Source organism: Ensifer sp. R1-3 (genome assembly GCF_056739175.1).
This window is the reverse complement of record NZ_CP096516.1, coordinates 877,629-904,016: the sequence shown is the minus strand read 5'-3', so window position 1 is coordinate 904,016 and position 26,388 is coordinate 877,629. Positions and strand designations below refer to the sequence as shown.

Here is a 26,388-nt window from a genome sequence, read left to right as displayed (position 1 = left end):
CGCGAGTTCATTCGATCGATTGACTTAGTCGGTTGATTGGCGCATTATCGACGCATGATCAAGGACGGAAACCGACCCGCTGTGCTCCGAGCCGACCGCGGCGACGCGACACGGGAGAAGCTGCTCAACACGGCCATCGACGTCTTCGGACGCTACGGCTTCGATGGCGCGACCACACGAAAGCTCGCCGATGCAGCGGGCGTCAATCTCCAGGCGATTCCTTATTATTTCGGCGGCAAGGAAGGGCTTTATGTAGCCGCCGCCGAGCACCTTGCCTCGATCATCGGCGGCCATGTCGGCGACCTGCGGACCATGATCGTCTCCCGCCTTGCCGAACTCGACGCCGAAGGCGCTGCGATGACGTCGATGGAGGCGCGGCATTTCCTGACCCAGATGGTCCAGAGGATGATCGCTCTCTTCGTCAGCAAGGAATCGGAAAGCTGGGCACGGTTCATCATTCGCGAGCAGATGGAACCGACCGAAGCTTTCAAACGCATCTACGGTAGCATCATGGGACCGATGATCGAAATGGCGCGCCGGCTGATCGGCGCGATCCTCGAGGACGACCCGGCCTCGGAGCACATTCGTTTGAGAACTCTGTCCTTCGTCGGAAGCGTTCTGGTGTTTCGAATGGCGCATGCAGCCGTCTATGCCCAGCTCGAATGGGAATCTGCCGGACCGAAGGAGATCGAGACATTGCATCGCCATGCCGCCGAACTCGTGGCGGTGCTCGGTGCCGAGAGGGACCGCCGGTCATGAGGAAGGTCGCCATACTCGTTGCAATCGTCGCCGCAGGTCTCGCCGGTGCCTGGTGGTTCGACCTGCCGGCGCGCCTCGGCTTTGCGCGCGAGCCGCGGCAGGCGGTGCTTTACGGCAATGTTGACATCCGCCAGGTGTCGCTTGGCTTTCGGGTGAGCGGGCGGATCGCTGAGTTGCGCGTCGACGAGGGCGATAGCGTGAAGGCGGGCGACGTGATCGCCAAGCTTGACGCCGAGCCGTTCCGCCAGGCGGTCGGCGCCGCGGAGGCGGAAGCCGAGGTTACCCGGGCGACGCTGGCAAAGCTCAGGGCGGGCGCCCGCGCAGCCGAGATCGCCCAGGCGCGCGCCACGCACGAAGAACGCCTAGCAGAGCTCGAGAATGCGAAGCTCGCCTTTGAACGCGCAAAGCAGCTGCGTCCGAATGGTACGATCTCGCAGGCGGAGCTCGACCAGGCAAATGCCAGCCGTGCAGCGGCGGATGCACGTGCAAGGTCGGCACGCGAGGCCCTGGTGCTTCTCGAAGAGGGAAACCGCGCCGAGGACATAGCGGCGGCAGCGGCCCAGGCGAATGCCGCGACGGCAAAGGCCGACAGCGCCCGCATCTCGCTCGAGGACACCCAACTTGCCGCCCCGAGCGACGGCGTCATTCTCTCGCGCGTGCGTGAAACCGGCGCGATCGTCTCGCCAGCCGATATCGTCTATGTGCTTTCGCTGACGGAACCGGTCTGGGTCCGCGCCTATGTCGCAGAGCCAGACCTCGGCCGTGTGCATCCGGGAATGAAGGTGACGATCACCTCCGACACCGCGCCGGACCGTATCTATGAGGGAACCGTCGGCTTCATTTCCCCCGTCGCCGAGTTCACGCCCAAAACGGTGGAGACGCCCGAGCTCAGAACCGACCTCGTCTACAGGCTGCGCATCGTGATCGCCAATCCGGGCAAGGATCTTCGCCAGGGCATGCCCGTCACCGTGCACCTGCCGGAAGCGAAGGAGGCTTCCTGATGCCCGCCCCCGCAACGGAGCCCGGCACGGCCCCGTTCGTTCGGCTGACCGGCGTCACCAAGCGGTTCGGTACGGCGCGCCCGGCGCTCGACGCAGTTGCGGGTGAAATCTTCGGCGGACGGGTCACCGGTCTCGTCGGTCCGGATGGCGCAGGCAAAACGACGCTGATCCGGCTGATGACCGGCCTGATGCTGCCGGATGCCGGCACCATAGAAGTGCTCGGCTACGATACCCGCAGGGATCCCGCCAGCATTCAGGCGGCAATCGGCTATATGCCGCAGCGCTTCGGCCTCTATGAAGACCTGTCGGTCCAGGAGAACCTCGACCTCTACGCCGATTTGCGCGGCCTGCCGAAGACGGAGCGCAGCCGGACTTTCGGCGAGTTGCTCGACTTCACCGACCTTGCCCGCTTCACGACGCGGCTTGCCGGCAAGCTCTCCGGCGGCATGAAACAGAAGCTCGGCCTCGCCTGCGCGCTCCTGCGCAAGCCAAGGCTCCTGCTTCTCGACGAGCCCGGCGTCGGCGTCGATCCGATTTCGCGGCGCGACCTCTGGAAGATGGTCGGAAATCTGAGGACGGAGGGCATCGGCGTTGTCTGGTCGACCGCCTATCTCGAAGAGGCGGAAGCCTGCGACCATGTTTTCCTGCTCAATCAGGGGAGCCTCATGTTTTCCGGCCCGCCGGCGGAGATGACCGGCCGCGTGGAGGACCGCGTCTTTCGCCTCTCCGGCATCCGCGGCCGCCGCCGCGAAGCGCTTGCGCGATTCCTCGAAGACGAAGGGGTGGTCGACGGCGTGATCCAGGGCGAAGCCATACGGCTCGTCATGAAGGCGGGTCTTTCGCCGCCGCCGCTCGGCGACACTGCCGATGCGGTTGACGCAGCCGTCACCCCGCCGCGCTTCGAGGACGCTTTCGTCGATATGCTCGGCGGAGGTCCCGGCGGCCGGTCGAGGCTTGCGGAAACGCAGCGGGAGTTCACCGAAGATGCCGGCAGACCCGTGATCGAGGCGCGGGGTCTGACGAAACGCTTCGGCGACTTTACCGCCGCCGACAACATCACCTTCGATATTCCGCGGGGCGAGATTTTCGGTCTTCTCGGCCCGAACGGCGCCGGCAAGTCGACGACGTTCAAAATGCTTTGCGGCCTCCTGAAGCCGAGCGCCGGCGAAGGCCGGGTCGCTGGCTTCGACCTCAGGCGCAACGCCCCCGAGGCGCGCAATCGGCTGGGCTACATGGCGCAGAAATTCTCGCTCTACGGTGATTTGAGCGTCATCCAGAACTTCAATTTCTTTGCGGGCGTCTACGGACTGTCCGGCGCGAGAAAACGCGAACGCATCGGTCTGATGAGCGAGATCTTCGACTTCCGCACGATCCTCGACATGTCGGCCAAGGACCTGCCGCTCGGCCTCAAGCAGCGGCTGGCGCTTGCCTGTTCCGTGCTCCACGAACCGGAAGTGCTTTTCCTCGACGAACCGACCTCCGGCGTCGATCCCATCACCCGGCGCGAGTTCTGGACCCATATCAACGGCCTCGTCGAAAAGGGCGTGACCGTGCTCGTCACCACGCATTTCATGGACGAAGCAGAATATTGCGACCGCATCTCACTCATCTATCGCGGCCGCTCGATCGCGCTTGGCTCGCCGGACGACATGAAGGCACGTGTCGCAGGCAAGGACCTCCCCGACCCGACCATGGAGGACGCGTTCATCGCGCTCATTCAGGGCTTCGAGGCGAAGGAGGCTGCATGAAGGCCGAGAGCAAAATGGCGAAAGCGTACGAACCTGCGGGCCGGGCCCGGCGTTTCGCTGCCCTGGTGCGCAAGGAAAGCTATCAGGTCATACGCGATCCGAGCAGTATCCTGATCGCCTTCGTCCTGCCATTGGTCCTCCTCTTCCTCTTCGGTTATGGCGTGTCGCTCGATACGACGCGCACGCGTGTCGCCCTGGTGGTCGAGGAAGCGACCCCGCTCACGCGCGATCTCGCCGCCAGCTTCGAGGCATCGCGCTACTTTTCCGTTGCCACCGGACGCGACCGCAGGGAATTCGAGGACGACCTCGTCCTTGGACGGGTACGCGGCATCCTGGTGATCCCCGCAGGCTTTGCCGCCGAGCACGCGGCGGGGCGCCATCCGTCGGTCCAGGTGATCGTCGACGGATCCGATCCGAACACCGCCAATTTCGTGCAGAACTATGCGCAGGGCGCCGTTGCGAATTGGGAGCGCCAGCGCTTAAGCGAAGGCCGGAGCCCGCCCCCGGCGATCGCCGCCGAACAGCGCTTCTGGTTCAATCCGCAACTGACAAGCCGAAACTTCCTGGTGCCGGGCTCGATCGCCATCGTGATGACGCTGGTCGGCACGCTGCTGACCTCGCTTGTCGTCGCCCGCGAATGGGAGCGCGGCACGATGGAGGCGATGATGGCGACGCCCGTCTCCGCCGCCGAACTGCTCGCCGGCAAGCTGCTGCCCTACTTCGTCCTCGGCCTCACGTCGATGACGCTTTGCGTCCTTGTGGCGGTCTTTCTCTTCGATGTCCCCTTCCGGGGATCGGTGGCGGCGCTCTACGCCCTTTCGGCGACCTTCCTGATGCCGGCGCTCGGACAGGGGCTGCTGATCTCGGCCGCGACGAAAAACCAGTTTCTCGCTTCGCAACTCGCGCTGATCTCGGCCTTCCTGCCGGCCTTCCTGCTGTCCGGCTTTCTCTTCGAGATCAATTCCATGCCCACCGTCATCCAATGGGTCACCTATGCCGTCCCGGCGCGCTATCTCATACCCAGTCTGCAGACCGTGTTTCTCGCCGGCGATATCTGGCCGATGTTTGCACGCGCCATCGCGGTGATGTTCCTGATCGGCTGCATGTTCTTCGCGCTGGCCGCGCGCAGCACCAGAAAGAGGATCGGCTGACATGTGGTGGACGCGGCTCAAAGCCCTGATCGTCAAGGAGCTGCTCGCGGTCCTGCGTGATCCGAAGGGCCGCACCGTCTTGATCGGCCCGCCGATCATCCAGCTCCTGGTCTTCTCCTATGCGGCGACGCTCGAGGTGACGAACGTTGACCTGATGGTGCTCAATCGTGACAACGGCCACTGGAGCCAGGAACTCGTGCAGCAGGTCGGCGGCTCTCCGACCTTTCGCTCGATAGAGCTCGCGAGCAGCCCTCACGAGGTCCGCCTCGCGATCGATACCCAGCGTGTCCTCGCCGTAGTGGAGATCGGCCCCACCTTCTCCCGCGACATCGAGGCGGGGAGACCGGCGGAGGTACAGATGATCCTCGACGGCCGGCGTTCCAACGCATCGCAGATCGTCTCCGGCTATCTCGGCCGCATCGTCGGCGCCGTCGCGGCCGAAACGCCGGCCGGAAAGCGTGCGGCCTCCGAGACCATCCGGGTCGAGGCCCGAAACTGGTTCAATCCGAACCTCACCTATCAATGGTTCATGGTGCCGAACCTGGTCGCGAGCATCGCTCTCCTGATCGGGCTCATCGTCACGGCGCTGTCGGTCGCGCGCGAGCGGGAGCTCGGCACTTTCGACCAGCTCATCGTGTCACCATTGCGCACCCACGAGATCCTGCTCGGCAAGCTCATTCCGCCAATGATGATCGGCCTCTTCCACATCACCATCTATATCCTCGCCGCGGTCTTCATCTTCGGCGTGCCGCTGCGCGGTTCACTGTTCCTGCTCTATGGGAGCGCCATCTTCTATCTCGCGTCCGTCGTCGGTCTCGGTCTCTTCATCTCGGCACTGTCCATGACGCAGCAGCAGGCGATCCTCGGAGCCTTCCTCTTCATGGTGCCGGCCATGCTGCTTTCGGGCTTCGCGACGCCGATCGAAAACATGCCCTCCTGGCTGCAGCCGGTGACGCTCATCAATCCGCTGCGCTATTTCCTGGTGATCGTGAAGGGTGTGTTTCTGAAGGACATACCGCTAGCCGAAGTCGTCCACCAGACACTTCCTCTGTGCCTGATCGCGATCGTCACCCTATCGTCAGCCGCGTGGCTCTTCCGCAGGCGGCTCGAATAGGTTTGGAACGATTGAACCAATTCACTTGCCGAACAGACCCTCGATCTCTTCTCGACCCATCAAGTCGAAATCGTCCGGCACCGTAATTTGACCCGCCAAGAAGCCGATCCGTCATTTCTCGTGCGGGGCCGGCTGATCGAGTGGGACCACTTTCGCCATAGGTTTTCCTGCCTCGGCTATGATGAAGGCCTCTCCCTGCGAAGCCTTCTGAACCAGCCGCGACAAATGCTTCTTCGCTTCATGGATGTCGATCGTTTCCACCACTGCCTCGCCCCCGTGGAATCAGCGCCGCAGAATCCGCGCTGAAGTCCCGCATTCTATCCAGCAAGCTTCGACAACACAGTAAACGTCTTCGTCAGAGCGCCATCAAGCTTTCAGAAACGCTTCGATGGCGCCGATCTCGTTCTGGCGGATGTCGTGGCCGCCGGAATGCCACTCGAATTCCACCGTCGCCTTCTGCTTCGTGTAGTAGTCCCCGAGCGCCTGTGTCATCGGAGCCGGGCAGATCGGGTCCCGCTCTCCGGCGGTAATCAGAATCTTCCGCCCGGCGAGCGCGGGATTGTCCCTCGGACGGAAAGGGATCAGCGGATGCATGAGCACGGCCTTTTCGAAGACGCCCTCTTCGATCAGTACATTCGCGAGAATGTTGGCACCGTTGGAATAGCCGAGACCGATGATCTCCGAGGCATCGTGTTCGCCAGCGAGCGCCTTCACGAAACCCGCCATCTTCTCCGTCGCACGCGCGAGGTCCGCCATGTCGTAAACGCCCTCGCCCGTTCGCCGGAAGAAGCGGGCGGCCCCATGTTCCGATACGTCGCCTCGCGGCGAGACGACGGTAGCCTCCGGCAGGAGCTGCGCTCCGAAGCCGAAGAACTGGTTCTCGTCCCCGCCGGTCCCGTGAAGGACGAAAAGGATCGGAGCGCCGGGCATGCCGGGTTTCAATTTGTGCACATAGCCACGATCGACCATCGATTTCTCCTTTGCGCGCGTAGTGGCGAACACTCATTCTATCTAAAGAAGCGCGCTCCTTCCTGCGCAAGCGGAGGAGGAGCGCGCAGGGTGCTGGCCGCTAGGCTTCCAGTTTCTGCAAATGGCTTTCGAGAACCGGGCGCAGATGCTTGTGTTGTTGCGGCAGCTTCAGCGCCTCGCCCAGATGCGCGATGTCCTCGTCCCGGTCGAAGCCGGGCTCGTTCGTGGCGATCTCAAAGAGAACGCCGCCCGGCGTTCGGAAATAGATCGCCCAGAAATAATCCCGGTCGATCACCGGCGTCACATGGTAGCCGGTGTCCATCAGCGCCTTGCGCACCTCCAGCTGCTTCTCGCGGTTGTCGACGGCGAATGCGACGTGGTGCACCGAACCGGCGCCCTGCGCAGCGCGGCTGATGTTTGGCAGCGTCTCCAGGTCGACGAGGCTCGCGCCGTTGCCGCCGGGCACGATCAGCCTGGTGACGCCGTCCTTGCGGTCGAGTTCCTCGTAACCCATGAACTTCAGCAGTTCCGCCGTCGCGCCTTCGTCGCGTAGGCGTATGGCGACCGAATGGAAGCCGCGGATGGCGTGATCCTCGGTGATGCCGCCCTCGGTCCAGGGCGTACGCGGGTCGTCCTCGACCTCGACGAGAGCGAAGCCGTCGCCGTCCGGACCGGCAAAGTTCAGGCGCTTCTCGCCAAAGCCTTCCGCCTGCTTGAGACCGCTCGCACCGAGTGCCGCCAAGCGCTCCTGCCAGAAGCCGAGCGAGCCCCGCGGGACGGAGAAGACGGTCGTCCCCACCTCTCCCGTGCCCGCGCGACCGCGCGGCATCTGCGGAAAGGGAAAATAGGTCATCACGGTGCCGGGGGTGCCGGTCGCGTCGCCATAGTAGAGATGGTAGACGTCAGGCGAGTCGAAGTTCACCGTCTTCTTGACGCGGCGCAGGCCGAGCGTGTCGGTGAAGAACCGGTTGTTCGTGCGGGCGTCGTCCGCCATCGACGTTACGTGATGCAGGCCTTTGATCTGCTGGAGCATGATCCGCTTCCTTTCTGCCCGCGGCTTTGCGGGATGCGTTGATGCCGATTAGATGCTCTCTGGACGCCGAGAGCGAAAGACCGTTCCGAAAGAACGGATTGTCAATGGCGTGTTGACACGACAGACTGACCGTTAACAATACAGGCCCAGGCAGGAGAGGACTGCCTGCATGGCAGCTTGCCAGGCGTCGGAGCGCCATTTAGCATCGCGGCGGCCGCCAGCAGTCGACCTGCGGCCAACACCGCGAGCGGGAGGAGGAGCCCGGGCATTCCGTGAAATACCGTTTCGTTCTTGCCCTCCTTCTCCTGCCGGCAGCCGCCGGATTGATCGCAGTCCAGGGAACCGCCGTCGCAACGCGCAGCTATATGCAGGAGGCCTCGTCGCAGGCGAACACGGCTCTGCGGCTGGCGGTTGCGGCCCTTAGCGGTCACCTGAACCGCTATCAGGCCCTGCCCGCGCTGATCGCCGACCATGACGACGTCAAGGAACTGGTGACGCGTCCGCGCGACCGGCGGCTGCGCGGGGCCGTCAATTCGTATCTCAAGGAGATCAACGAACTCCTCAAATCCTCCGACATCTATGTCATCACGCCGGACGGCAACACGATCGCGGCCAGCAACTACGATGGGCCGACGAGCTTTGTCGGCGAGAATTTCAGCTACCGCCCCTATTTCCAGGACGCACTCAAAGGTGACCAGTCCCGCTTCTATGCTCTCGGCACGACATCGCTGAAGCGCGGTTACTATTTCGGTGCGCCGATCCGCGTCGGCGGAGAAATCCGCGGCGTGATCGTGTTCAAGGTGGATATCGAAACCATTGAAGCCTCCTGGCAGGGCGGCGAATACAGGATCTTCGTCTCCGACCCGGAAGGCATCATCTTCATGAGCGGCAATCCGGCATGGCTCTATGCCGGGATCCTGCCGCTGACGCCTGACCGGCTTGCCCGGACGGAGGGCTCGCGGCGCTATGCGGATGCAAGGCTTCGACCGCTGCCTGCCGTGCAAAGCGAGCTTTCCGGACATCGATTGCTAAGGGTGTCCGAGGGCAGCGAGCGGGAATATCTTGCCCTCTCGCATTATATGCCGGAGGCGGATTGGACCGTGAACGTGCTTACGGACACCGCCTCCGTGCGGACCCAGGCCCTGACCACGGTTGCGGCCGTCATGCTGCTCCTTTGCCTTGCCGCCCTGGCGATCGCGATTATCATCCAGCGGCGCACACGGCTCAGGGAACGCATTCTGATGCAGGAGCAGGCGCAGGAGGAACTCGAGCGCCGTGTCGAGGAGCGCACGGCGGATCTTGCGCGCGTCAATTCGCAGATCGAAGCGGAGATCGCAGAGCGGCGGCTTACCGAGCAGCAGTTGCGCCAGACCCAGGCCGATCTCATCCAGGCGGGCAAACTTGCCGGCCTCGGGCAGATGTCCGCTGCCCTGTCTCACGAATTCAACCAGCCGCTCGCCGCCGCCAAGACCTATGCCGACAGCGCCGCGCTGCTGATCGAGCGCGGCCGCACGGCCGAGGCGAGCGACAATATCCGGCGGATTTCGGGCTTGATCGACCGCATGGCCTCGATCAGCCGTCACCTGCGCAATTTCGCGCGAAAACCCAACGAGAAGCTCGGCCCGGTTCGTCTCGACGAGGTGGTGCGCGACACGCTGGAGATCGTGGAGACGCGGTTGAAGGCGGCAGGCGCGGAGATGGACATCGATATCGGCGATGAGTTGGCGGTCCTCGCCGGTTCGGTCCGCTTGCAGCAGGTGCTTGTCAACGTGATCTCGAACGCCGCCGACGCCGTCGAGGGACTTGACGATCGCAAGCTTTCCGTGCGCGCCTGGCGCGAAGGCGGCAGGGCCGCGCTGACGGTGCGCGATCGCGGCGCGGGCGTTGCTCCGGCAGTTGCGCAACGCATCTTCGATCCGTTCTACACGACCAAGGGAGTCGGAAGAGGCTTAGGCCTGGGCCTCTCCATTTCCTACAACATCATCAAGGATTTCGGAGGCAGCCTCACCGTGTCGAACCATTCGGAGGGTGGCGCGGTGTTCCGCATCGAGCTTGCCCTTGCCGGCGAAACCGGGCAGGAGGCAGCCGAATGAGCGAAAGCCGCATCCTGCTCGTCGACGATGAAGAGGAACTGCGTCGCTCCAGCGCTCAGGCCCTGGAACTCGCCGGCTTCCGGGTGGATACGTTCGCCAGCGCCGAATATGCACTCGAACGCATCGCCTTTAGCTTCCACGGCGTCGTCATCAGCGATATCCGCATGCCCGGAATGGACGGAATGACCTTTCTGCAGCGCATCCGGGAGATCGATGCCGAACTGCCGGTGATCCTGGTGACGGGACACGGCGATGTGCAACTTGCGGTCCGGGCGATGCGCGAAGGCGCCTATGATTTCGTCGAAAAGCCCTTCACCGCCCAGATGCTTGCCGGCACCATTCGCCGCGCGCTCGATTGGCGCAGTCTCGTGCTCGAAAACCGCCGCCTGCGGGCCGTTGCGGGCAAACGCGACGACATCGAACAGCGGCTGCCCGGGCGAAGCCAGGCAATGGTCGACCTGCGCTACCGCATCAGGGCGATCGGCGCCTCCGACGCCGATACGCTGATCATCGGCGAAACGGGAGTTGGAAAAGAAGTCGTCGCCCGCGCGCTCCACGATTTGAGCAGCCGCGCGAGCGGCCCGTTCATCGCCATCAATTGCGCGGCTCTTCCGGAAAACCTGATCGAAAGCGAGCTCTTCGGGCACGAACCGGGCGCATTCCCCGGAGCGCTCAGGCCGCGCTACGGCAAATTCGAACATGGCCGCGGCGGCACCATCCTGCTCGACGAGATCGGCTCCATGCCTTTCGATCTCCAGGCGAAATTCCTTCGCGTGCTGCAGGAGCGGGTCATAACGCGCCTCGGCTCGAACGAGACCGTACCGCTCGATGTTCGCTTCATCGCCACCAGCAAGGTCGATCTGGAACGCGAGGTAGCAAGCAGCCGCTTTCGTGCCGACCTGCTTTACCGGTTGAACGTCGCAACCTTGAGAGTGCCGACGCTTTCGCAGCGCCGCTCCGATATCCCCCTGCTCTTCATGCAGCTCGTCCGCGAATCCGCCGCTCGCTACGGCCGGGACGACATCGTCGTCTCGCCCGCGCTCGCTTCGGAAATGGCCGCACGCGAGTGGCCCGGCAACGTGCGCGAGTTGCGCAATGCCGCCGAGCGCCTGGTCCTCGGGCTCGAAGTCGAACGCGAAGAGGCGCTCGCACCGGCGAACGGCCAGCGCCTGACCGACAAGGTGGCCGCCTTCGAAAAGAGCGTCATCGCCAGCGCCCTTGCGGCCCATGGCGGCGCGTTGAAGCCCGTCTACGAGTCGCTCGGCATCTCGCGCAAGACGCTGTATGAAAAGATGCAGAAGTTCGGGCTCGACAAGAAGGCGTTATCGGAGGAGCGGTGATCGGTCGGGTCGGGCGACCCTGCCATCGGCCCTGCGAGAAAAGGCCCCTCACCCTAACCCTCTCCCCGCATGCGGCCGCATGCGGGGAGAGGGGACTTTCGTGGCCTCGGCGGCACCGCGTTTCCCTTCTCCCCGTCGAAACGCGTCAAACGGGGAGAAGGTCGCGGCAGCGGGATGAGGGGCGAATCCACGCGAAAATGCCTGCGGCTGCCTCACACGTTGAACGCCGCGCCGATCAGCGTCTTCGTATAGGGCTCCCTCGGCGCATCGAAGATCGCGTCCGTTTCTCCCTCTTCGACGATCCGGCCGTTCTTCATCACGATCACATAGTCAGACATCGCCTTCACCACCGAAAGATCGTGGCTGATGAAGATGTAGGAGAGACCGTGCTTTTCCTGCAGATCGCGTAGGAGTTCGATCACCTGCCCCTGCACCGACCGGTCGAGGGCCGAAGTCGGCTCGTCGAGAATGACGACCTTCGGCTTCAGGATGATCGCGCGGGCGATTGCGATGCGCTGGCGCTGTCCGCCGGAGAATTCATGCGGATAGCGGTTGCGCGACGCGGGATCGAGGCCGACTTCCTTCAACGCGGCGATGGCCCTGCGGTCGCGATCGGCACGGCTCAGGTCGGGCTCATGCACATGGAGGCCTTCGGTGATGATCTCCCCCACGGTCCGGCGCGGCGAGAGCGACCCGTAGGGGTCCTGAAAGACGAGCTGCAGCTGGCGGCGCAGCGGCCGCATCGCGCCGCGGTCAAAGCCGGAAATGTCGGTCGAGCCGAAACGGTAGTAACCGCTGCTCGGCAGAAGCCTCAGAAGCGCCCTGCCGAGCGTCGATTTCCCGGAGCCGGATTCGCCGACGATGCCGATCGTCTGACCCTGCCTGAGCCTAAGATTGACGCCGTCGACGGCACGGAAAGCGGCCGAGGCCCCGCGGAAGAGGCCGCCTGGGATCGTATAGTCCACCGCGACATTGCGACCCTCCAGGATGATCGGGGCGTTGTCGGGGGGCGAAGCCTTGCGCCCGCTCGGTTCGGCCTCCAGCAGCATCCTGGTATAGTCCCCCTTCGGCCGCTCGAAGATATCAGCCGTCATCCCCTGCTCCACGACCTCGCCCCGGCGCATGACCGCGACACGGTCGGCGAAGTACTTGACGATGCCGAGGTCGTGGGTGATCAGCACGATCGCCATGCCGAAGCGCCTTTGCAGCGATTTGAGCAGATCGAGGATCTGGGCCTGGATGGTCACGTCAAGGGCGGTCGTCGGCTCGTCGGCGATCAGGATATCCGGCTCGTTGGCAAGCGCCATGGCGATCATGACACGCTGGCGCTGGCCGCCGGAAAGCTCGTGCGGATAGCTGTCGATGCGCCGCCCCGGCTCGGGAATGCCGACGAGCTCCAGGAGCTCGAGGACGCGCCCGCGCGCCTCCTTGAAGCTGCCGCCGCGGTGATGGACGATCGGCTCGGCGATCTGACGGCCGATGGTGTAGAGCGGATCGAGCGAGGTCATCGGCTCCTGGAAGATCATGGTGATCTTCGAGCCGCGCACCTTGTTCAGGGCCTTCGGTGCGAGCCCTACGAGTTCCTGGCCGCGATAGCGCGCCGAACCGGTCACCGTCCCGTTCTTGGCGAGCAGGCCCATGATTCCCATCATGGTCTGGCTCTTGCCCGAGCCGGATTCGCCGACGACCGCGAGCGTCTCGCCGGAACGGACGTCGAGATCGATGCCCTTGACCGCTTCGACGGTGCCGTCGGGGGTGGAAAAGTCGACCTTCAGGCCACGTACAGCGAGAATGGAGTCCTTCATCTCTGTCATGTCAGCGGTCCTTCGGGTCGAGCGCATCACGCAGGCCGTCGCCGACGAAGTTCAGCGAGAACAGCGTCACGACGAAGAAGATGGCGGGGAAGATCAGGAGCCACGGCGCCGACTGTATGTTGTTCGCACCTTCCGAGATCAGCGCACCCCAGCTCGTAAGCGGGGCCTGCACGCCCAGTCCGAGGAACGACAGAAAGCTTTCGAGCAGGATGACCTTCGGCACGACGACGGTGACGAAGACGATGACCGGACCGATCGTATTCGGGATGATGTGCCGGCGGATGATCTGCCAGTCGGTCAGACCCAGCGCCTGCGCCGCTCCAACGAACTCGCGCCGCTTAAGCGCCAGCGTTTGGCCGCGCACGATGCGGGCCATATCCAGCCATTCGACAGCCCCGATCACCAGGAAGATCAGGATGAAGCTGCGGCCGAAGAAGACGACGAGCACCACGACGAGGAAAACGAAGGGCAGCGAATACAGGATCTCTACCAGGCGCATCATGACGTTATCGACGCGCCCGCCGATATAGCCCGAGGTCGCCCCGTATACGACGCCGATGCCGAGCGAAACGAGACTAGCCAGCAGGCCGACGGCGATGGAGATCTGGCCGCCCAGCATCACCCGGACAAGCAGGTCGCGGCCGTTGGAATCGGTGCCGAAGGGGAAATATTCCCGCGCCACCTCGCCCTCGACCTTCAGGGTACGGCCATCGTTCTCCGTCGCGACCACCTTGGAGTTCTCGAACTCGTTTGCCCGGTCGAAATAGCGCGTGGCGCGGGGATCGATCGGCTTATCGGAGGTCACCGTGGCGGTGAAGGTTTCGCCGTCGACGTTGAATTCCGTGAGCGTGACGCGTGCACGGGTCGCCACGCCCTCCATCACGTCCTGAAGCGTCGACGTATCCGGGCGCGGCTCGAGGCTGGGGCCGATCGTGACATAGGACGGAAAGACCTGATCGTAGCTGTGAGGCGAGAAAAGCGGACCGACGAATGAAAACAGCGCGATGAGCACCAGCATGACGCAACCGGCCATGGCCGGGCGGTTGCGGCGGAAGCGCAGCGTTGCAAGCTGGAAGAGGCTGCGGCCCTTGGTTTCGGGCGTCGATGCGGGAATCTGAGCGATATCAGTCATGGCGAACCCTCGGATCGAGCAGGCCGTAGAGAATATCGACCAGAAGATTGAAGAGGATGACGAAGATCGCGATGAGGATCACGGTGCCCATTACCAGCGTATAGTCGCGGTTGATTGCTCCGAGCACGAAGTAGCGCCCGACCCCCGGTATAGTGAAGATCGTTTCCACCACGGCCGAGCCCGTAAGGAGGGCGGCGGCGCAAGGAGCAAGATAGGAGACGACCGGCAGCATGGCACCGCGCATGGCGTGCGTCACGACCACGGCGCGGGACGGCAGGCCATAGGCTTTCGCGGTGCGGATATGATCCGTGTTGAGCGCCTCGATCATCGAGCCGCGTGTGAGCCTGGCGAACACTGCAAGCTGGGGAAGCGCGAGCGCGATCATCGGCAGGATGAGGAAGCGGAGAGAACCGTCCCCCCAGCCGCCGGCGGGCAGCCACGCGAGCACGATCGCAAAGATCAGCGTCAGAACGGGACCGACGACGAAGTTCGGAACGGTGACCCCGATCGTGGAAACCGACATGACCGCGAAATCCAGGAAGCTGTTCTGCCGCAATGCGGCGATCGTTCCCGTTATGACGCCGCCGACGACCGCGAGTAACAGCGCGTAAAAGCCGAGCTCCATCGAATAGGGCAGGCCCTTGCCGATCAGCTGCGCCACATTGTTGTCATGGTAGATGTAGCTCGGACCGAAGTCGCCCGTGACCGCATTGCCTAGATAGGTAGCGTATTGGCGCCAGAGCGGCTGATCGAGGTGATAGGTCCTCATCAGGTTCTCCATCGTGGAGGGCGGGAGAGGACGCTCGAGGTTGAAGGGCCCACCGGGGGCAAAACGCATCAGAAAGAAGGATATGGTGACGACGATGAACAGCGTCGGCACCGCACTCGCCAGCCGGCGAAGGATGAAGGAGATCATGGACTTGGCTCCGGAGGCGACGCGCGGGTGCCCGCGCGTCGCCTCTGTTCGTTACTCGGCGACGCTCAGGAACTTGCTCAGATGCGCGTTCGGCGCATTGTCCTGCCAGCCCTTGACCCGTTCCGAAACGAGCCAGAGGTCCGCCTGGGTCAGGAACGGCGCGATCGGCTGCTCCTTCATCAGCAGAGTTTCAGCCTCGTGCATGATCTTCGACCGTGCCGCCGGATCCTGTTCCTCATACGACTTCTTCATCAGGGCATCGAATTCGGCGTTTTCGAAGTGTCCGTAGTTGAAGGTCTTATTGGTGCTGAGGCTCAGCGCCAGGAAGTTCTCGGCATCGGCGTAATCGGCGACCCAGCCGGCACGCGCAACGTTGAACTTGCCGCCCTCCTGCAGGTAGGCATAGTGCGACGACACGTCGAGATTCACCAGCGAGACCTTGGCGCCGAAGGTGTTCTTCCACATGTCGGCGACCGCTGTCGCGACACGCTCATGGTTGGGGTTGGTGTTGTAGCGGATTTCGATGTTGAGCGGCTTGCCGCCCTCGCCGTAACCGGCTTCCTTCATCAACTCGATCGCCTTGTCCTCGCGGTCGAGTTGCGACATGTCGGCAAAGTCGGCCTTGGCGGGGTCGCCGTAGCTCTCGATGCCCGGCGGGACCATCGAATAGGACGGCAGCTGCGAACCGCTGTAGATTTCCTTGGCAAGGAAGTCGCGGTCGACCGCCATCGAAAGTGCCCGGCGGACGCGGACATCGTTATAGGGCTCCTGACGCGTATCAAACGCGTAGTAGTAGGTGGCAAGCGTCGGGGAAACGTGCACCTGCTCTCCATAGGACGTGCGCAGGCGCTCGATCTGGTCGGCGGAGAAGTTGTAGGCGAGATCCATTTCCTTCGCTTCGAAACGACGAACGGATGCCGCCTGGTCGTCGATCGGATAGAAGATCACCTTGTCGAGCTTGACGTTGGCGGCATCCCAATAATTGGTGTTCTTCTCCACGGTCAGGCTGTCGTTCGGCACATGTGCCGTCAGCTTGAACGCGCCGTTCGAAACCATCACGCCCGGCTTGACGAAGTCCGCGCCGTTCTTCTCGACGCTTGCCTTGCTGACCGGAAGCGCCGTCTGGTGTGCGAGCAGTTCCAGGAAGAACGGCGTCGGCCGCTCGAGAGTAACTTCCAACGTCTTTTCGTCGACGGCCTTTACGCCGAGCTGGTCGACCGGCACTTCGCCCTTGTTGACCTTTTCGGCGTTCTTTATCGGGAAGAGGATGTTGGCGTATTCGGCCGCCGTCTTCGGATCCTCCACGCGGCGGAAGGAGAAGGCGAAATCCTCTGCCGTCACCGGCGAGCCGTCAGACCACTTGGCATCGGCACGCAGTTTGAACGTGTAGACGGTACCGTCGTCCGAAAGCTCCCAGGTTTCGGCGGCGCCCGGAACGATCTTGCCCGCGGCATCGTAGATCGTCAGGCCTTCATAGAGGTCCTTGAGGATGAACTCCTCGATGTTGATCGAAGTGTGGGCCTGGTCGAGCGTCTGCGGTTCGCCGGCATTGCCGCGGTGAAGTACCGCCTCGGCGAGCGCGGGGCTTGCCCCGATGAGCAGCGAGCCTATGAGCGCAGCGGCCCTGAGATTGAGTTTCAGTGAAGCCATTTTTCTTCTCCTTCCCCTCGTTTTGGGTTCATTGATCGCAGGAGAGAAGTGCAAATTTTCAGCGAACGCAAGCGATCTGCCCGGAAAATTGCATCCTTCTCTTTAAAACGCGAACAACAATGATCGCGTAGATTGTATAGGCGTTTGCGACGAATTTCCTCCCTTTCGCGACGCGGCTCTGGCGACCGGCCCCGGCGCGCGGACATCCACCTGCAACGTTGTAGATCGCTTCGGCATGTTGCGCTTCGTCACGGAAGAATGCTCCGAAAGAGCAGTCATGCAACCTTCATGAATTGTAGCGGCACTTTACGTAATATGCATAAAAAATTGCCCCTATCGCTGCAATCTTTTTGCAAATCGGCTCACCCGCCTGCGGATGCCGGACGCGTCCACGTTCCGGACCGAACCTGCCTCCGGAAGCGAAAACCCGCGGCTGCACTGTGGGCACAACTGAGATTGGCAACACCACCAGAGGGCGAAAGTAGCGATTTCTGACAGGGGTATTTCTCATCCACAGCAATTTGGTCTGACGCACGTCCATCAAGCGACCGGCAGGACCGCCGGCCCGGTTGCCAAACGCCCCGCATGAACTATTGTGCCCTTGAACTGGCGCCTGGAGTGGCGCGGAGCATCAGGGAGTTAAGAATGGCATTGATCACATTGCGGCAACTGCTCGACGACGCGGCGGAGAACGATTACGCGCTGCCGGCCTTCAATGTGAACAATCTCGAATATATCCAGGCCGTCATGAGAGCCGCGGATGCGACCGACTCTCCTGTCATCCTGCAGGCGAGCCGCGGTGCGCGGGCCTATGCCGGCGATGCGTTTCTGCGCCATCTGATCCTCGGCGCTGCGGAAGAATATCCGCATATCCCCGTCTGCCTCCACCTCGACCATGGCGACCAGCCGTCGACATGCATCTCGGCGATCACCAACGGCTTCACCTCGGTGATGATGGACGGCTCGCTGGAGAAGGACGGCAAGACCGTCGCGAGCTACGAATATAATGTCGCCGTCACCGCGGAAGTCGTGAAGATTGCCCATGCGGCCGGCGTTTCCGTCGAAGGGGAACTCGGCTGCCTCGGCAATCTGGAAACGGGTGCGGGCGACAAGGAGGACGGACATGGATTTGAAGGCAAGCTCTCGCGCGAGGAACTGCTGACCGATCCCGAGCAGGCCCTCGACTTCGTCTCGAAGACCGGCGTCGACGCTCTTGCGGTCGCGATCGGCACCAGCCACGGCGCATACAAGTTCACCCGTGAACCCGACGGCGAGATCCTCTCGATCGAGACGATCGCCAAGATCAACAAGCGTCTGCCGAACACGCACCTCGTCATGCACGGTTCCTCGAGCGTTCCCGCCGATCTCCAGGAACTCTTCAACGCCTATGGCGGCAAGATGAAGAAGACCTGGGGCGTTCCGGTATCCGAGATTCAGAAGGCCATTCCGCTCGGTGTGCGCAAGGTCAATATCGACACGGATCTCCGCCTCGCCTTTACCGGCGAGATCCGCAAGCACCATATCGAGCATCCGGATAATTTCGATCCGCGCAATTATCTGAAGCCCGCGATTGCCCACATGACCGAGGTCTGCAAGGAGCGCTTCGTGGCCTTCCGTGCCGCCGGCCAGGCATCGAAGATCCGGGTGCTGCGTTTGCCGGAGATGGCCAAGCGCTACGCCGCCGCATAATTTTCCGATCGGAGGCCCCTCATCCGCCTGCCGGCACCGTCTCCCCGCAAGCGGGGCGAAGGGACTCGTGGGAGCCTCCGCCTCCTCCATTGGTTGCCGGAGATTTCCCGGCGGCGCCGCTTGTCCCTTCTCCCCGTCCGCGCCTCAGCGCCGGCAACCGGGGCGAATGGACAAGCGGCTGGGTCTTCGCGTGCCCTGCATCCGGCCGCTGAGCGTGCCGCAAACCTACCCTCCACCCCCCATGCCGGTCTCATGCTCGTAGAGCTGGTCCATGCTGAGCGACGCGACGTCCGCCAGTGCGGCCTGGCCCTTGACGCGCCCGGAGCCGAGGACCACGACGTCGTCGCAGAACGAGATCGTGCTCCTGTGATGGCTGATCACGATCGTCGTGCGTCTGCCGGCCCTCGATCTCAGCGTCTCGACGATCGCCGCCTCCGACAGGCCGTCCACCGCATTCGTCGCCTCGTCGAGGATCAGGATGGCCGGATCGCGCACCAGCGCCCTGGCCAGCGCGATGCGCTGGCGTTGGCCTGCCGAGAGGCTTGCACCCCTGTAGCCGACGAGCGTCTCATAGCCCTGCGGCAGCTGCTCGATGAAGCCATGCGCTTCGGCCAGCTTCGCGGCGCGTTCCGCTTCTGCTGGCGTGGCGCTTTGACCGTAGGTGATGTTTTCCAGAATGGTGCCGTCCACCAGTTCGAGGTCCTGACTGGCGACCGCGATCTGGCGCCGCCACTGAACGGGATTGATCTGACCGAGCGGCACGCCGTCGACGAGGATGCGGCCTTCGTCCGGCTCGACGAAACGGCAGAGGAGATTGACGATCGTCGTCTTTCCGGCGCCGGAACGGCCGATGATTGCAGTCGAACGGCCGCTGCGGATTTCGAAGCTTGCGGAATGCAGCACCAGGGGACGCACTTCGGAACCGGGATACCGGAAGGTCACCCGGTCGAATGTCATGCCCTGGTGGAGGCCGTCGACCGGTGCATTGCCCTGAGGAGGCTTTGGCTTGTCGGAGGAGTCGAGAAGCCATCGCACCTCTTCGAGCGATCCGCTCCAGCCCTGAATCTGGCTCCAGGACATCTGCAGGGCGCGCATATGCGGCTGCAGTCGATATAGCAGCACGACGAAGGCGACGATCACCGGAAAGCTGACGCCGATGGACCAGGCGCTCACGACCACGGCCAGAAACAACGCCGAATGCAGCACTTCAGTCAGCGGCGGCAGCGCCCCCTGTCGTGACTGGAGCGCAAAGCCGGCCCGGCGAACGGCGTCGGATGCGGAATCAAATGCATTCTTCTCGCGTGTTTCCTGGCCGAACACGCGGATCAGCCTTCCGGCATGAACGAGATGCAGCATTCTGGCGGCAAGCTCGCTGTTGAAGGAGGTCACATGGCGGCTGGGGCCCTTGAGCGTCGCAGAGAGCGCTGCATGGGCAAGCTGGACAAAGACGAGGCCGAGCGCCACGAACAGCGTCATCTGCCAGGACATGAGCAAGAGAAAGGCGAGCAGGATGACGGCCGCCGAGCCGTGCACGATAGACGAAAGGACCGTCTGGATCGCGTCGGACGCGCGCCATGACTCGTTGGAGATGATGTTGAGCAGCCGGCCGGGACTTTGCTGCATGAAGAACGGATATCCTATCCGTAGGAGCTGATCCGAAAGCGCGCTGCGGATGGCGTGGCTGGCCTTGCCGTAGATGAAGGTGGTGAGCAGCGTGTTGGCGAAGGCGAGGATATTCTTGAGCACGATCAGCGCGAGCACGGCGGCCGCAATAACCAGGAGGCGTTCGCCGTCTCCCAAGCCCTCTCCTATCGCCTGAAAGTAAGCGGAAATGCCGCTCAAGCCGTTGGCCTGTCCATCTCCGGCGATGATGCCCAGCATCGGAATGATGAGGCCGATGCCGGCACCTTCGAGCGCAGCGCTGGCGAGGCCGAGAATGACCACGGCCGGCAGCAGGCGCATTTGCCGCCCCAGTGCGCCGCGCAGGACCTCAAGGCCTGGCAATAAGAATCTACGCATCTGCGGTCCTCACCTGAGCTTCGGTGCTGCTTGTCCGGGCCGGCGCCGTTCGGTCGGCTGCGCCGGGTTCGTCATGGCAAGCCGCGCGAAGCGCGCGGCGCCGACAATATTCATCGAAACGATCGGCCAATGCGACAGTTGCAGCTTTGGGTCGAAGCGGGCGCCGCCGAAAACTTCGCCGCATGCGGACCTGACGGTCCAGCCGAAATGCTTGAGAAGCCAAGGCGCGCCGAGGAGGTGCTTCAGACAGAGCCCGCCATTGCCGAGGCTGTAATTGCGATGCAGTTCTTCGATCGCCGCACGAAGACGGCGGCCGTGATGATGATGGACGATCATGTCCGGCACGTATTCGACCGGGATGCCGAGTTGAAATGCCCGGACCAGGTAATCCGTATCTTCCGCGGCTTTCAGGGGCGCGCCGGCACCGAAGCGCTCGTCGAAAGGACCGATGCTCGCCGCGACGTCGCGATGCATGGTCATGTTGCAGCCGAGGACGAAGCCGCCGGGGTGGACATCGCGGGTCAGACGTGCCGCGATCTTCGACCGCTTGATGGTGAACGGCAGGTCGGCAGGATCGCCGAGCTCCACGCGTCCTCCGCGGATGACCCGCGCGTCGCCATTGGCGTAGTGCCGTTCGAGGTCGGCGAGATAGTTCCTGTCCACCTCGCAGTCGTCGTCGATGAATACGAGAATTCGGCCCCGTGCGCGCCCCATCCCTGTATTGCGTGCCGCGGCGAGGCCCGGGCGAGGCTCGGTGGCGAGCGTTATCGGCATTGTCGTGGTTGCTGCCAGGCGTGCGAGTTCTTCCGGGGTGCCGTCCGTGGAGCCGTTGTCCACGACCACGAGTTCGCTCCTGATCGCCGCATGGGCATGGCATGCGGTCTCGATCGATCGGATCGAGGCGCCAAGCGACCGGACGCGGTTACGCGTGCAGACGATGAAGCTGGCGAACGGCTCCGGCGCTTCGGACAATGAAGCGGCCACCGAGTGCCGAGCAGCCGGTGCTCTTAGATGTTTCTGCGCTTTTGCGGGATGTTCGACGGCCATATCAGGTCAAGCCATGTCCGGGAAGCACGGTCGCGGCGGGCACCGACTGCAGGCGGCGCGCGAGCAGATCCACCCGCTTGCTTGCGGCAAGTGAAATCCGGCTGCACCAGGGTGCGCGAGCGGCCGCAAGCAGCCCGTATCGCTCGCGGCGGCGGATGAGGCCCCATTTCCCCGTCCGTGTCAGGAACTCATGAGTCAGTCGCGGCTGCTCCTCCTCGGCGATGAGCTGGTAGAGGAAGTAGAAAAAGCAAAGGGCGCCATCCTCATAGGCACGCCGAACCTCGCCCGGCTGCGCCGAAATCTCACGCTCGAGCGCCAGGACCAAGTCGGCAAGACGTGCCACCGTCTCGCTCGTTACCGCGGCGCCGATCGCTTCGAGGGCAGCGGAATCTCTGAGAAGGGCATCCCGCGCCAGGTTCTCGGCGACGATGGTCAAATGGGTCCGGCGCATCTGCCGCTTGTGCTTGCTGGTCACGCTATCCTCATGGATCCGATAGGCGACCAGCGCCTCGTCGATCATGTGGACTGGGAAACGATCGGCGATCCGCCTGAAGAGATCGAAATCTTCCGCATGCACATAATTCGGGTCGTAGCGGAGCATCTCTTCCGGGATGACGTTACGGTTATAGACAACGGTCGAATGCATGAAGATGGTGAAGAACATCGACAGGATTCGTAGGCTTCCCGGGCGGTAAATGGGATTGGGCTTGCCGCGGATGATCCGATTGCCGATCAGCATGTCGATGCCCGTGCCCGATAGGGCGAGCCGGGGCTCTGCGGAAAACAATGCGACCTGCCGCGACAGGCGCGACGGATAGGCGATGTCGTCGGCATCCATTCGCGCGATAAGCTCGCCCTTTGCGAGCGCGAGGCCTTCATTCAGGGTCGCTATAAGGCCGCGGTTCTCGCGGGAGATGATGGACACGCGAGAGTCGCTCTTGCGGTATCGTTCGAGAATGTCCCGCGACCGATCCGTCGACCCGTCGTCGATCGCGATTACCTCCAGACGCTCGTAGTCCTGGCGCAACACGCTCTCGATAGCTGCGGCAATGTACGGCTCCGCGTTGTAGACCGGCAGGACGATGGAAACGACGGGCGTCGGCATGGTTTCGGCTCGTGTGCTTATCGAAGGTTCTGGGGCTGCAAGGCTTCGTCGCGACTGGCGCCAGGGATAGCGGCTGCCGCCCCCGCTCCGCCGTCCGGACGAACATAGGGAAAGTGGCGCTTCAGCCCGTTCAACGGCTTCTCGAAGAACAGCCAGGAAACCGAGGCGAGTATCAGGGTCAGGGCGCCGGCAACGACGAACCGCCCTGCCCCCTGATCCGAGACATTGACCGGGATGAAAGGCTGCGCCTGAACGACCAGGGCCAGCACGAACGCGTGGAAAAGGTAGACGCCATAGCTGATCCGGCCCAGCGCCGCCAAAGGCGAAAGCGCGATGAGCCGACCGGCAAGCCCGCCGATCCCCTTCGAACAACCGCCGACCAGCATTGCGAGCGGCAGGAGAGGGACGACCTCCAGGCCAATCCAGGCGAACCACGCGACGACCGGTGTCATGGCGACCGGCTTCGACCACACGAGGCAGAGCGAAGCGAGCGAAAGCGGCATCCAGCTCAGTTTTGCCCATGCCGGCCAACCACTTCGCCAGGATGGGCGGGCGGCGAGCAACGCGCCCACGGCCAGCGCATCCATCGACGCCGGCGGCAAGAGGTCCCGCGCGAGTGATGGCGTACCGGTGAGCGGCCAATAGAAGCGGTAGGCGAGCGAGCAAACGATAACGCCGACGCAAACTCCGGCAACCGACCGGCGCGGCACGAGCAGCACGATCAGTGGCCAGACGAGGTAGAACTGCTCCTCGATGCTCAGGCTCCACGTATGACAGAGAACCCACGGGGTCCATTCGTTCTGCAGCGCGTACCAGAAATTGGACAGATAAAGGGCGTGCCACGCCATGACCTCCTTCGATCGTTCCAGATCCAGGAAAAAGACGGCGGCCAGGACGGCGAAGTAGGGAGGGAAGATGCGAAGTGCGCGGCGTGCGTAGAAGGATTTGAGTGCCGTCGCCGGCTCGAAACGGGCAGCGTCGCGCGCATCGAGCAGCAGCCGTGTTATCAGGAAGCCGCTCAAAACGAAAAACAGCCGGACACCGAGATGGCCCAAATGGGATCCATCGGCTGCCAAGAAATGCGCGTAGAGCACCATTGAGACCGCGACGGCTCTCAGGCCGTCCAGCTGCTGGTCGCGCACCATCTGCATCAACACTCCCTCTCCGTTCGAGCTTTCTTCCGTCAACTCGCGAACAGGTGCGTCAGCTGCAATCAGGTTCGTTGAGCGCTCAGCGATGGAAGCCAGCAGTCGGGCAGGCTAAAGAACTGTTCGAGGCTGAACGGGGGAATCGGGCCAAACTTTGTTCCGTCCTTCATCAACATAGTCGGCCGATCCCCAAGACGCCGGGAGTGTGTCTTGCGCGCAATATTTGGCGTCGGCGCGATTGAATAGGCGTTGCGGTTGGGGAGCAGCACGGCTCATTACGTCGAAAGACAGCTGTCAGAGATAAACATTTTTATTATTTTCACGCCGTAAGTGCCGTTGTTTCCTATCAAAACGTCGGCGGCGTATTGATCCACAACAACACGGTTTCGCCGTCGTGCCTGTTCGACCAGGCATGGCGGCGGCGGCTCTCGAAATAAAGGGAGTCGCCCGGGTGGAGATCGTAGAACTGATCCGAATCCAGCACGAACTCCACATGTCCGGAGAGGACGTAGACGAATTCCTCCCCCTCATGCCGGTAGGCGCCCTCGCTCGAGGCGCCTGGTGCCAGAACGAAGCGATGGCAATCCATCTGGTTCTTGCCTTCGGCAAGCAGCTGCACCGTCACCCCCGGTGTCGTGCGCGGCCAGTTGCGCCATTCGCCGGCCCGCACGAGCGCCCGCGCCCTTGTCTGCTCTTCGCCGGAAAGGCTCGAAACGGTGGTTCCGAAATATTCCGCCAGATTGTGCAGAACGGCGACGGAGACACCCTGCGACGTCCGCTCCAGAGTCGAAAGCACGGATGCGGCGATGCCGATGTCACCGGCCACCTGTTCCAGCGTCTTGCCCGCGGCATGTCTCAGACTGCGCAGCTTCCGCCCGACCTGCATGTCGCCATTGTCTTCGGTCGGCATTGCCGAGCCGTTTTCGTCTTCGGTGAAGGCGCTTTCCGCCTCCAGAGCCTCCCTGATCGCTGCGGGGTTGAGGCCGCGTTCGGAGCGGAACCAGGAAATGCGCTTCAGCCGGGCGAGATCGGCATCGGTATATTGTCTATGCCCCGTCACCGAACGCTCCGGCACGACGAGACCTTGCGTTTCCCATAGCCTGAGCGTCGAGGCGGACACGCCGGCTAGCCTTGCCGCCTCGGCAACCTTGTAGCGAATGGTGCCAATACCGCCCATCAATCCATATCCTCATACCGTGCGGATCCGTGCCGTCGATCGCTGGCGGCTATCTAGCCGCGAGCGCGGCGGCTGCACAAGAAGCGCCCATCAATCCGGGTGTTGTCTCGATCAGCAAATTTGATTTGCAATCCATCCTGAAAAATGTACCTCTTCCTGAGAAAAGTTGCAGAAAAAATGCAATATATTCCCTCTCGACCAGGACGACAACGATGACGAGCCTCACAGATCGCAAGAACGCAGCCATCTCCCGCGGTGTCGGAATGACCACGCAGGTCTATGCCGATCGCGCGGAAAACGCCGAGATCTGGGACAAGGAAGGCAACCGCTACATCGACTTTGCCGCCGGCATCGCCGTGGTCAATACAGGCCACCGCCACCCGAAGGTGATCGCCGCCGTCAAGGCGCAGCTCGACCGCTTCACCCATACATGCCACCAGGTGGTGCCCTACGAGAACTACGTGCATCTGGCGGAGCGCCTGAACGCGATCGTGCCCGGCGACTTCGCGAAGAAGACCATCTTCGTCACGACCGGCGCGGAAGCCGTCGAGAACGCAGTGAAGATCGCGCGGGCCGCGACGGGCCGCCAGGCGGTCGTCGCCTTCGGCGGCGGTTTCCATGGCCGCACCTTCATGGGCATGGCGCTGACGGGCAAGGTCGTTCCGTACAAGGTCGGTTTCGGCGCGATGCCGGCAGATGTCTTCCACGCCCCCTTCCCGATCGAGCTTCACGGCGTGACTGTCGAGCAGTCGCTTTCGGCGCTGAAGAAGCTGTTCGCGGCCGATGTCGATCCGGCCCGCGTCGCAGCGATCATCATCGAGCCGGTTCAGGGAGAAGGCGGCTTCTATCCGGTCCCGACCGCCTTCATGAAGGCGCTTCGCGAGGTCTGCGACCAGCATGGCATCCTGCTGATCGCCGACGAGGTGCAGACCGGATTTGCCCGCACCGGCAAGCTCTTCGCCATGGAACATCACGGTGTCGCGCCGGACCTGACGACGATGGCGAAGAGCCTCGCCGGCGGCTTTCCGCTTGCCGCCGTCACCGGCCGCGCCGAAATCATGGATGCGCCCGGGCCGGGCGGCCTCGGCGGCACCTATGGCGGTAATCCGCTCGGCATCGCCGCCGCGCATGCCGTCCTCGACGTGATTGCCGAGGAGAACCTGTGCGATCGGGCGAACCAGCTCGGCAACCGGCTGAAACAGCGCCTTGCGGCGATCCGCGAGAAAGCAACGGAAATCGTCGACATCCGCGGACCCGGCTTCATGAACGCCGTCGAATTCAACGACGTGAGGACGAACCTGCCGAGCGCCGAATTCGCAAACAAGGTCCGCCTCCTTGCCCTCGAAAAGGGGCTCATCCTGCTGACCTGCGGCGTCCATGGCAACGTCATCCGTTTCCTGGCGCCGATCACGATCCAGGACGAGGTCTTCGCAGAAGCCCTCGACACTATCGAGGCATCGATCCTCGAAGCACGCGGTTGACG

Annotated in this window: 20 protein-coding genes and 1 pseudogene; 9 read left to right on the top strand and 12 right to left on the bottom strand. The window is 63.1% G+C overall.

Annotated features, from left to right (window positions below; genetic code table 11):
* Positions 1-54 precede the first annotated feature (54 nt).
* From M1D43_RS21485 to M1D43_RS21465, 5 genes are read left to right on the top strand one after another with little or no spacing between them, the layout of a single operon-like run.
* Positions 55-759 carry a CerR family C-terminal domain-containing protein gene (locus M1D43_RS21485; protein ID WP_014527197.1) on the top strand — a complete coding sequence of 235 codons (705 nt, stop codon included), beginning with the start codon at positions 55-57 and terminating at the stop codon, positions 757-759.
* Positions 756-1,760: a secretion protein HlyD gene (hlyD, locus tag M1D43_RS21480; RefSeq protein WP_014527198.1), complete on the top strand. Its 1,005-nt coding sequence runs from the start codon at positions 756-758 to the stop codon at positions 1,758-1,760. The genes M1D43_RS21485 and hlyD overlap by 4 nt, the downstream gene beginning before the upstream one ends.
* The gene (locus M1D43_RS21475) at positions 1,760-3,508 is read left to right on the top strand and encodes an ATP-binding cassette domain-containing protein (RefSeq protein ID WP_014527199.1); all 1,749 of its coding nucleotides are present in this window, start codon (positions 1,760-1,762) and stop codon (positions 3,506-3,508) included. Before hlyD ends, M1D43_RS21475 begins: the two co-directional genes overlap by 1 nt.
* On the top strand, positions 3,505-4,659 hold the full coding sequence (locus tag M1D43_RS21470) for an ABC transporter permease (protein ID WP_003529050.1): 1,155 nt from the start codon (positions 3,505-3,507) through the stop codon (positions 4,657-4,659). Before M1D43_RS21475 ends, M1D43_RS21470 begins: the two co-directional genes overlap by 4 nt.
* 1 nt (position 4,660) lies before the next feature.
* Positions 4,661-5,773, top strand: coding sequence for an ABC transporter permease (locus tag M1D43_RS21465; protein ID WP_014527200.1), 1,113 nt, complete (start codon positions 4,661-4,663; stop codon positions 5,771-5,773).
* A 21-nt stretch (positions 5,774-5,794) separates the two neighbouring features.
* Here M1D43_RS21465 and M1D43_RS21460 read toward each other — a convergent pair.
* The 3 genes and pseudogenes from M1D43_RS21460 to M1D43_RS21450 form a co-directional block, all read right to left on the bottom strand.
* Positions 5,795-6,034: pseudogene (locus tag M1D43_RS21460) on the bottom strand (type II toxin-antitoxin system Phd/YefM family antitoxin).
* 105 nt (positions 6,035-6,139) lie between these two features.
* Positions 6,140-6,742 (bottom strand): alpha/beta hydrolase, encoded by a 603-nt coding sequence (locus tag M1D43_RS21455; protein ID WP_014527201.1) that lies wholly within the window; start codon positions 6,740-6,742, stop codon positions 6,140-6,142.
* 100 nt (positions 6,743-6,842) lie between these two features.
* The gene (locus M1D43_RS21450) at positions 6,843-7,775 is read right to left on the bottom strand and encodes a VOC family protein (protein ID WP_014527202.1); all 933 of its coding nucleotides are present in this window, start codon (positions 7,773-7,775) and stop codon (positions 6,843-6,845) included.
* Positions 7,776-8,047: 272 nt separating this feature from the next.
* Here M1D43_RS21450 and M1D43_RS21445 point away from each other — a divergent pair, with 272 nt between their 5' ends.
* Positions 8,048-9,868, top strand: a complete 1,821-nt coding sequence (locus M1D43_RS21445; RefSeq protein WP_014527203.1) for a sensor histidine kinase — start codon at positions 8,048-8,050, stop codon at positions 9,866-9,868.
* A complete protein-coding gene (locus tag M1D43_RS21440) occupies positions 9,865-11,208 on the top strand; it encodes a sigma-54-dependent transcriptional regulator (protein WP_014527204.1) in 1,344 nt (447 codons plus the stop codon). Before M1D43_RS21445 ends, M1D43_RS21440 begins: the two co-directional genes overlap by 4 nt.
* Positions 11,209-11,420: 212 nt before the next feature.
* Here the strand turns inward: M1D43_RS21440 and M1D43_RS21435 are convergent, their stop codons facing one another.
* From M1D43_RS21435 to M1D43_RS21420, 4 genes are read right to left on the bottom strand one after another with little or no spacing between them, the layout of a single operon-like run.
* On the bottom strand, positions 11,421-13,022 hold the full coding sequence (locus M1D43_RS21435; RefSeq protein WP_014527205.1) for an ABC transporter ATP-binding protein: 1,602 nt from the start codon (positions 13,020-13,022) through the stop codon (positions 11,421-11,423).
* A gap of 1 nt (position 13,023) precedes the next feature.
* Positions 13,024-14,154 (bottom strand): ABC transporter permease, encoded by a 1,131-nt coding sequence (locus M1D43_RS21430; protein ID WP_003529064.1) that lies wholly within the window; start codon positions 14,152-14,154, stop codon positions 13,024-13,026.
* Entirely contained in the window at positions 14,147-15,070 is a 924-nt protein-coding gene (oppB, locus tag M1D43_RS21425; RefSeq protein WP_003529067.1) for an oligopeptide ABC transporter permease OppB, read from the bottom strand. Before oppB ends, M1D43_RS21430 begins: the two co-directional genes overlap by 8 nt.
* 51 nt (positions 15,071-15,121) lie before the next feature.
* A complete protein-coding gene (locus M1D43_RS21420; RefSeq protein ID WP_010975714.1) occupies positions 15,122-16,720 on the bottom strand; it encodes a peptide ABC transporter substrate-binding protein in 1,599 nt (532 codons plus the stop codon).
* Between the two features lie 645 nt (positions 16,721-17,365).
* Between M1D43_RS21420 and fba the strand changes: the two genes are divergently transcribed.
* Positions 17,366-18,409 carry a class II fructose-bisphosphate aldolase gene (fba, locus tag M1D43_RS21415; protein ID WP_010975713.1) on the top strand — a complete coding sequence of 348 codons (1,044 nt, stop codon included), beginning with the start codon at positions 17,366-17,368 and terminating at the stop codon, positions 18,407-18,409.
* 225 nt (positions 18,410-18,634) lie between these two features.
* On the opposite strand, the gene M1D43_RS21410 is transcribed toward fba, so the two are convergent.
* The 5 genes from M1D43_RS21410 to M1D43_RS21390 form a co-directional block, all read right to left on the bottom strand.
* On the bottom strand, positions 18,635-20,428 hold the full coding sequence (locus tag M1D43_RS21410; protein ID WP_013850696.1) for an ABC transporter ATP-binding protein: 1,794 nt from the start codon (positions 20,426-20,428) through the stop codon (positions 18,635-18,637).
* Positions 20,429-20,437: 9 nt separating this feature from the next.
* Positions 20,438-21,475: a glycosyltransferase family 2 protein gene (locus M1D43_RS21405; RefSeq protein WP_010975711.1), complete on the bottom strand. Its 1,038-nt coding sequence runs from the start codon at positions 21,473-21,475 to the stop codon at positions 20,438-20,440.
* Between the two features lies 1 nt (position 21,476).
* A complete protein-coding gene (locus M1D43_RS21400; protein WP_010975710.1) occupies positions 21,477-22,580 on the bottom strand; it encodes a glycosyltransferase family 2 protein in 1,104 nt (367 codons plus the stop codon).
* Positions 22,581-22,597: 17 nt separating this feature from the next.
* Positions 22,598-23,731, bottom strand: a complete 1,134-nt coding sequence (locus M1D43_RS21395; protein ID WP_010975709.1) for an acyltransferase family protein — start codon at positions 23,729-23,731, stop codon at positions 22,598-22,600.
* A 343-nt stretch (positions 23,732-24,074) separates the two neighbouring features.
* Positions 24,075-24,905: a MerR family transcriptional regulator gene (locus M1D43_RS21390; RefSeq protein WP_003529089.1), complete on the bottom strand. Its 831-nt coding sequence runs from the start codon at positions 24,903-24,905 to the stop codon at positions 24,075-24,077.
* 212 nt (positions 24,906-25,117) lie between these two features.
* Between M1D43_RS21390 and M1D43_RS21385 the strand changes: the two genes are divergently transcribed.
* A complete protein-coding gene (locus M1D43_RS21385) occupies positions 25,118-26,386 on the top strand; it encodes a 4-aminobutyrate--2-oxoglutarate transaminase (protein WP_498814219.1) in 1,269 nt (422 codons plus the stop codon).
* Positions 26,387-26,388: the final 2 nt, after the last annotated feature.

Coding starts and splice junctions, on each gene's coding strand:
- M1D43_RS21405 (WP_010975711.1), bottom strand. CDS start 21,475: ATGGCCGTCGAACATCCCGCAAAAGCGCAGAAACATCTAAGAGCACCG.
- hlyD (WP_014527198.1), top strand. CDS start 756: ATGAGGAAGGTCGCCATACTCGTTGCAATCGTCGCCGCAGGTCTCGCC.
- M1D43_RS21420 (WP_010975714.1), bottom strand. CDS start 16,720: ATGGCTTCACTGAAACTCAATCTCAGGGCCGCTGCGCTCATAGGCTCG.
- M1D43_RS21485 (WP_014527197.1), top strand. CDS start 55: ATGATCAAGGACGGAAACCGACCCGCTGTGCTCCGAGCCGACCGCGGC.
- M1D43_RS21395 (WP_010975709.1), bottom strand. CDS start 23,731: ATGCAGATGGTGCGCGACCAGCAGCTGGACGGCCTGAGAGCCGTCGCG.
- M1D43_RS21470 (WP_003529050.1), top strand. CDS start 3,505: ATGAAGGCCGAGAGCAAAATGGCGAAAGCGTACGAACCTGCGGGCCGG.
- M1D43_RS21385 (WP_498814219.1), top strand. CDS start 25,118: ATGACGAGCCTCACAGATCGCAAGAACGCAGCCATCTCCCGCGGTGTC.
- M1D43_RS21440 (WP_014527204.1), top strand. CDS start 9,865: ATGAGCGAAAGCCGCATCCTGCTCGTCGACGATGAAGAGGAACTGCGT.
- M1D43_RS21465 (WP_014527200.1), top strand. CDS start 4,661: ATGTGGTGGACGCGGCTCAAAGCCCTGATCGTCAAGGAGCTGCTCGCG.
- M1D43_RS21455 (WP_014527201.1), bottom strand. CDS start 6,742: ATGGTCGATCGTGGCTATGTGCACAAATTGAAACCCGGCATGCCCGGC.
- M1D43_RS21390 (WP_003529089.1), bottom strand. CDS start 24,905: ATGGGCGGTATTGGCACCATTCGCTACAAGGTTGCCGAGGCGGCAAGG.
- M1D43_RS21450 (WP_014527202.1), bottom strand. CDS start 7,775: ATGCTCCAGCAGATCAAAGGCCTGCATCACGTAACGTCGATGGCGGAC.
- fba (WP_010975713.1), top strand. CDS start 17,366: ATGGCATTGATCACATTGCGGCAACTGCTCGACGACGCGGCGGAGAAC.
- M1D43_RS21430 (WP_003529064.1), bottom strand. CDS start 14,154: ATGACTGATATCGCTCAGATTCCCGCATCGACGCCCGAAACCAAGGGC.
- M1D43_RS21475 (WP_014527199.1), top strand. CDS start 1,760: ATGCCCGCCCCCGCAACGGAGCCCGGCACGGCCCCGTTCGTTCGGCTG.
- M1D43_RS21410 (WP_013850696.1), bottom strand. CDS start 20,428: ATGCGTAGATTCTTATTGCCAGGCCTTGAGGTCCTGCGCGGCGCACTG.
- M1D43_RS21400 (WP_010975710.1), bottom strand. CDS start 22,580: ATGCCGACGCCCGTCGTTTCCATCGTCCTGCCGGTCTACAACGCGGAG.
- oppB (WP_003529067.1), bottom strand. CDS start 15,070: ATGATCTCCTTCATCCTTCGCCGGCTGGCGAGTGCGGTGCCGACGCTG.
- M1D43_RS21435 (WP_014527205.1), bottom strand. CDS start 13,022: ATGACAGAGATGAAGGACTCCATTCTCGCTGTACGTGGCCTGAAGGTC.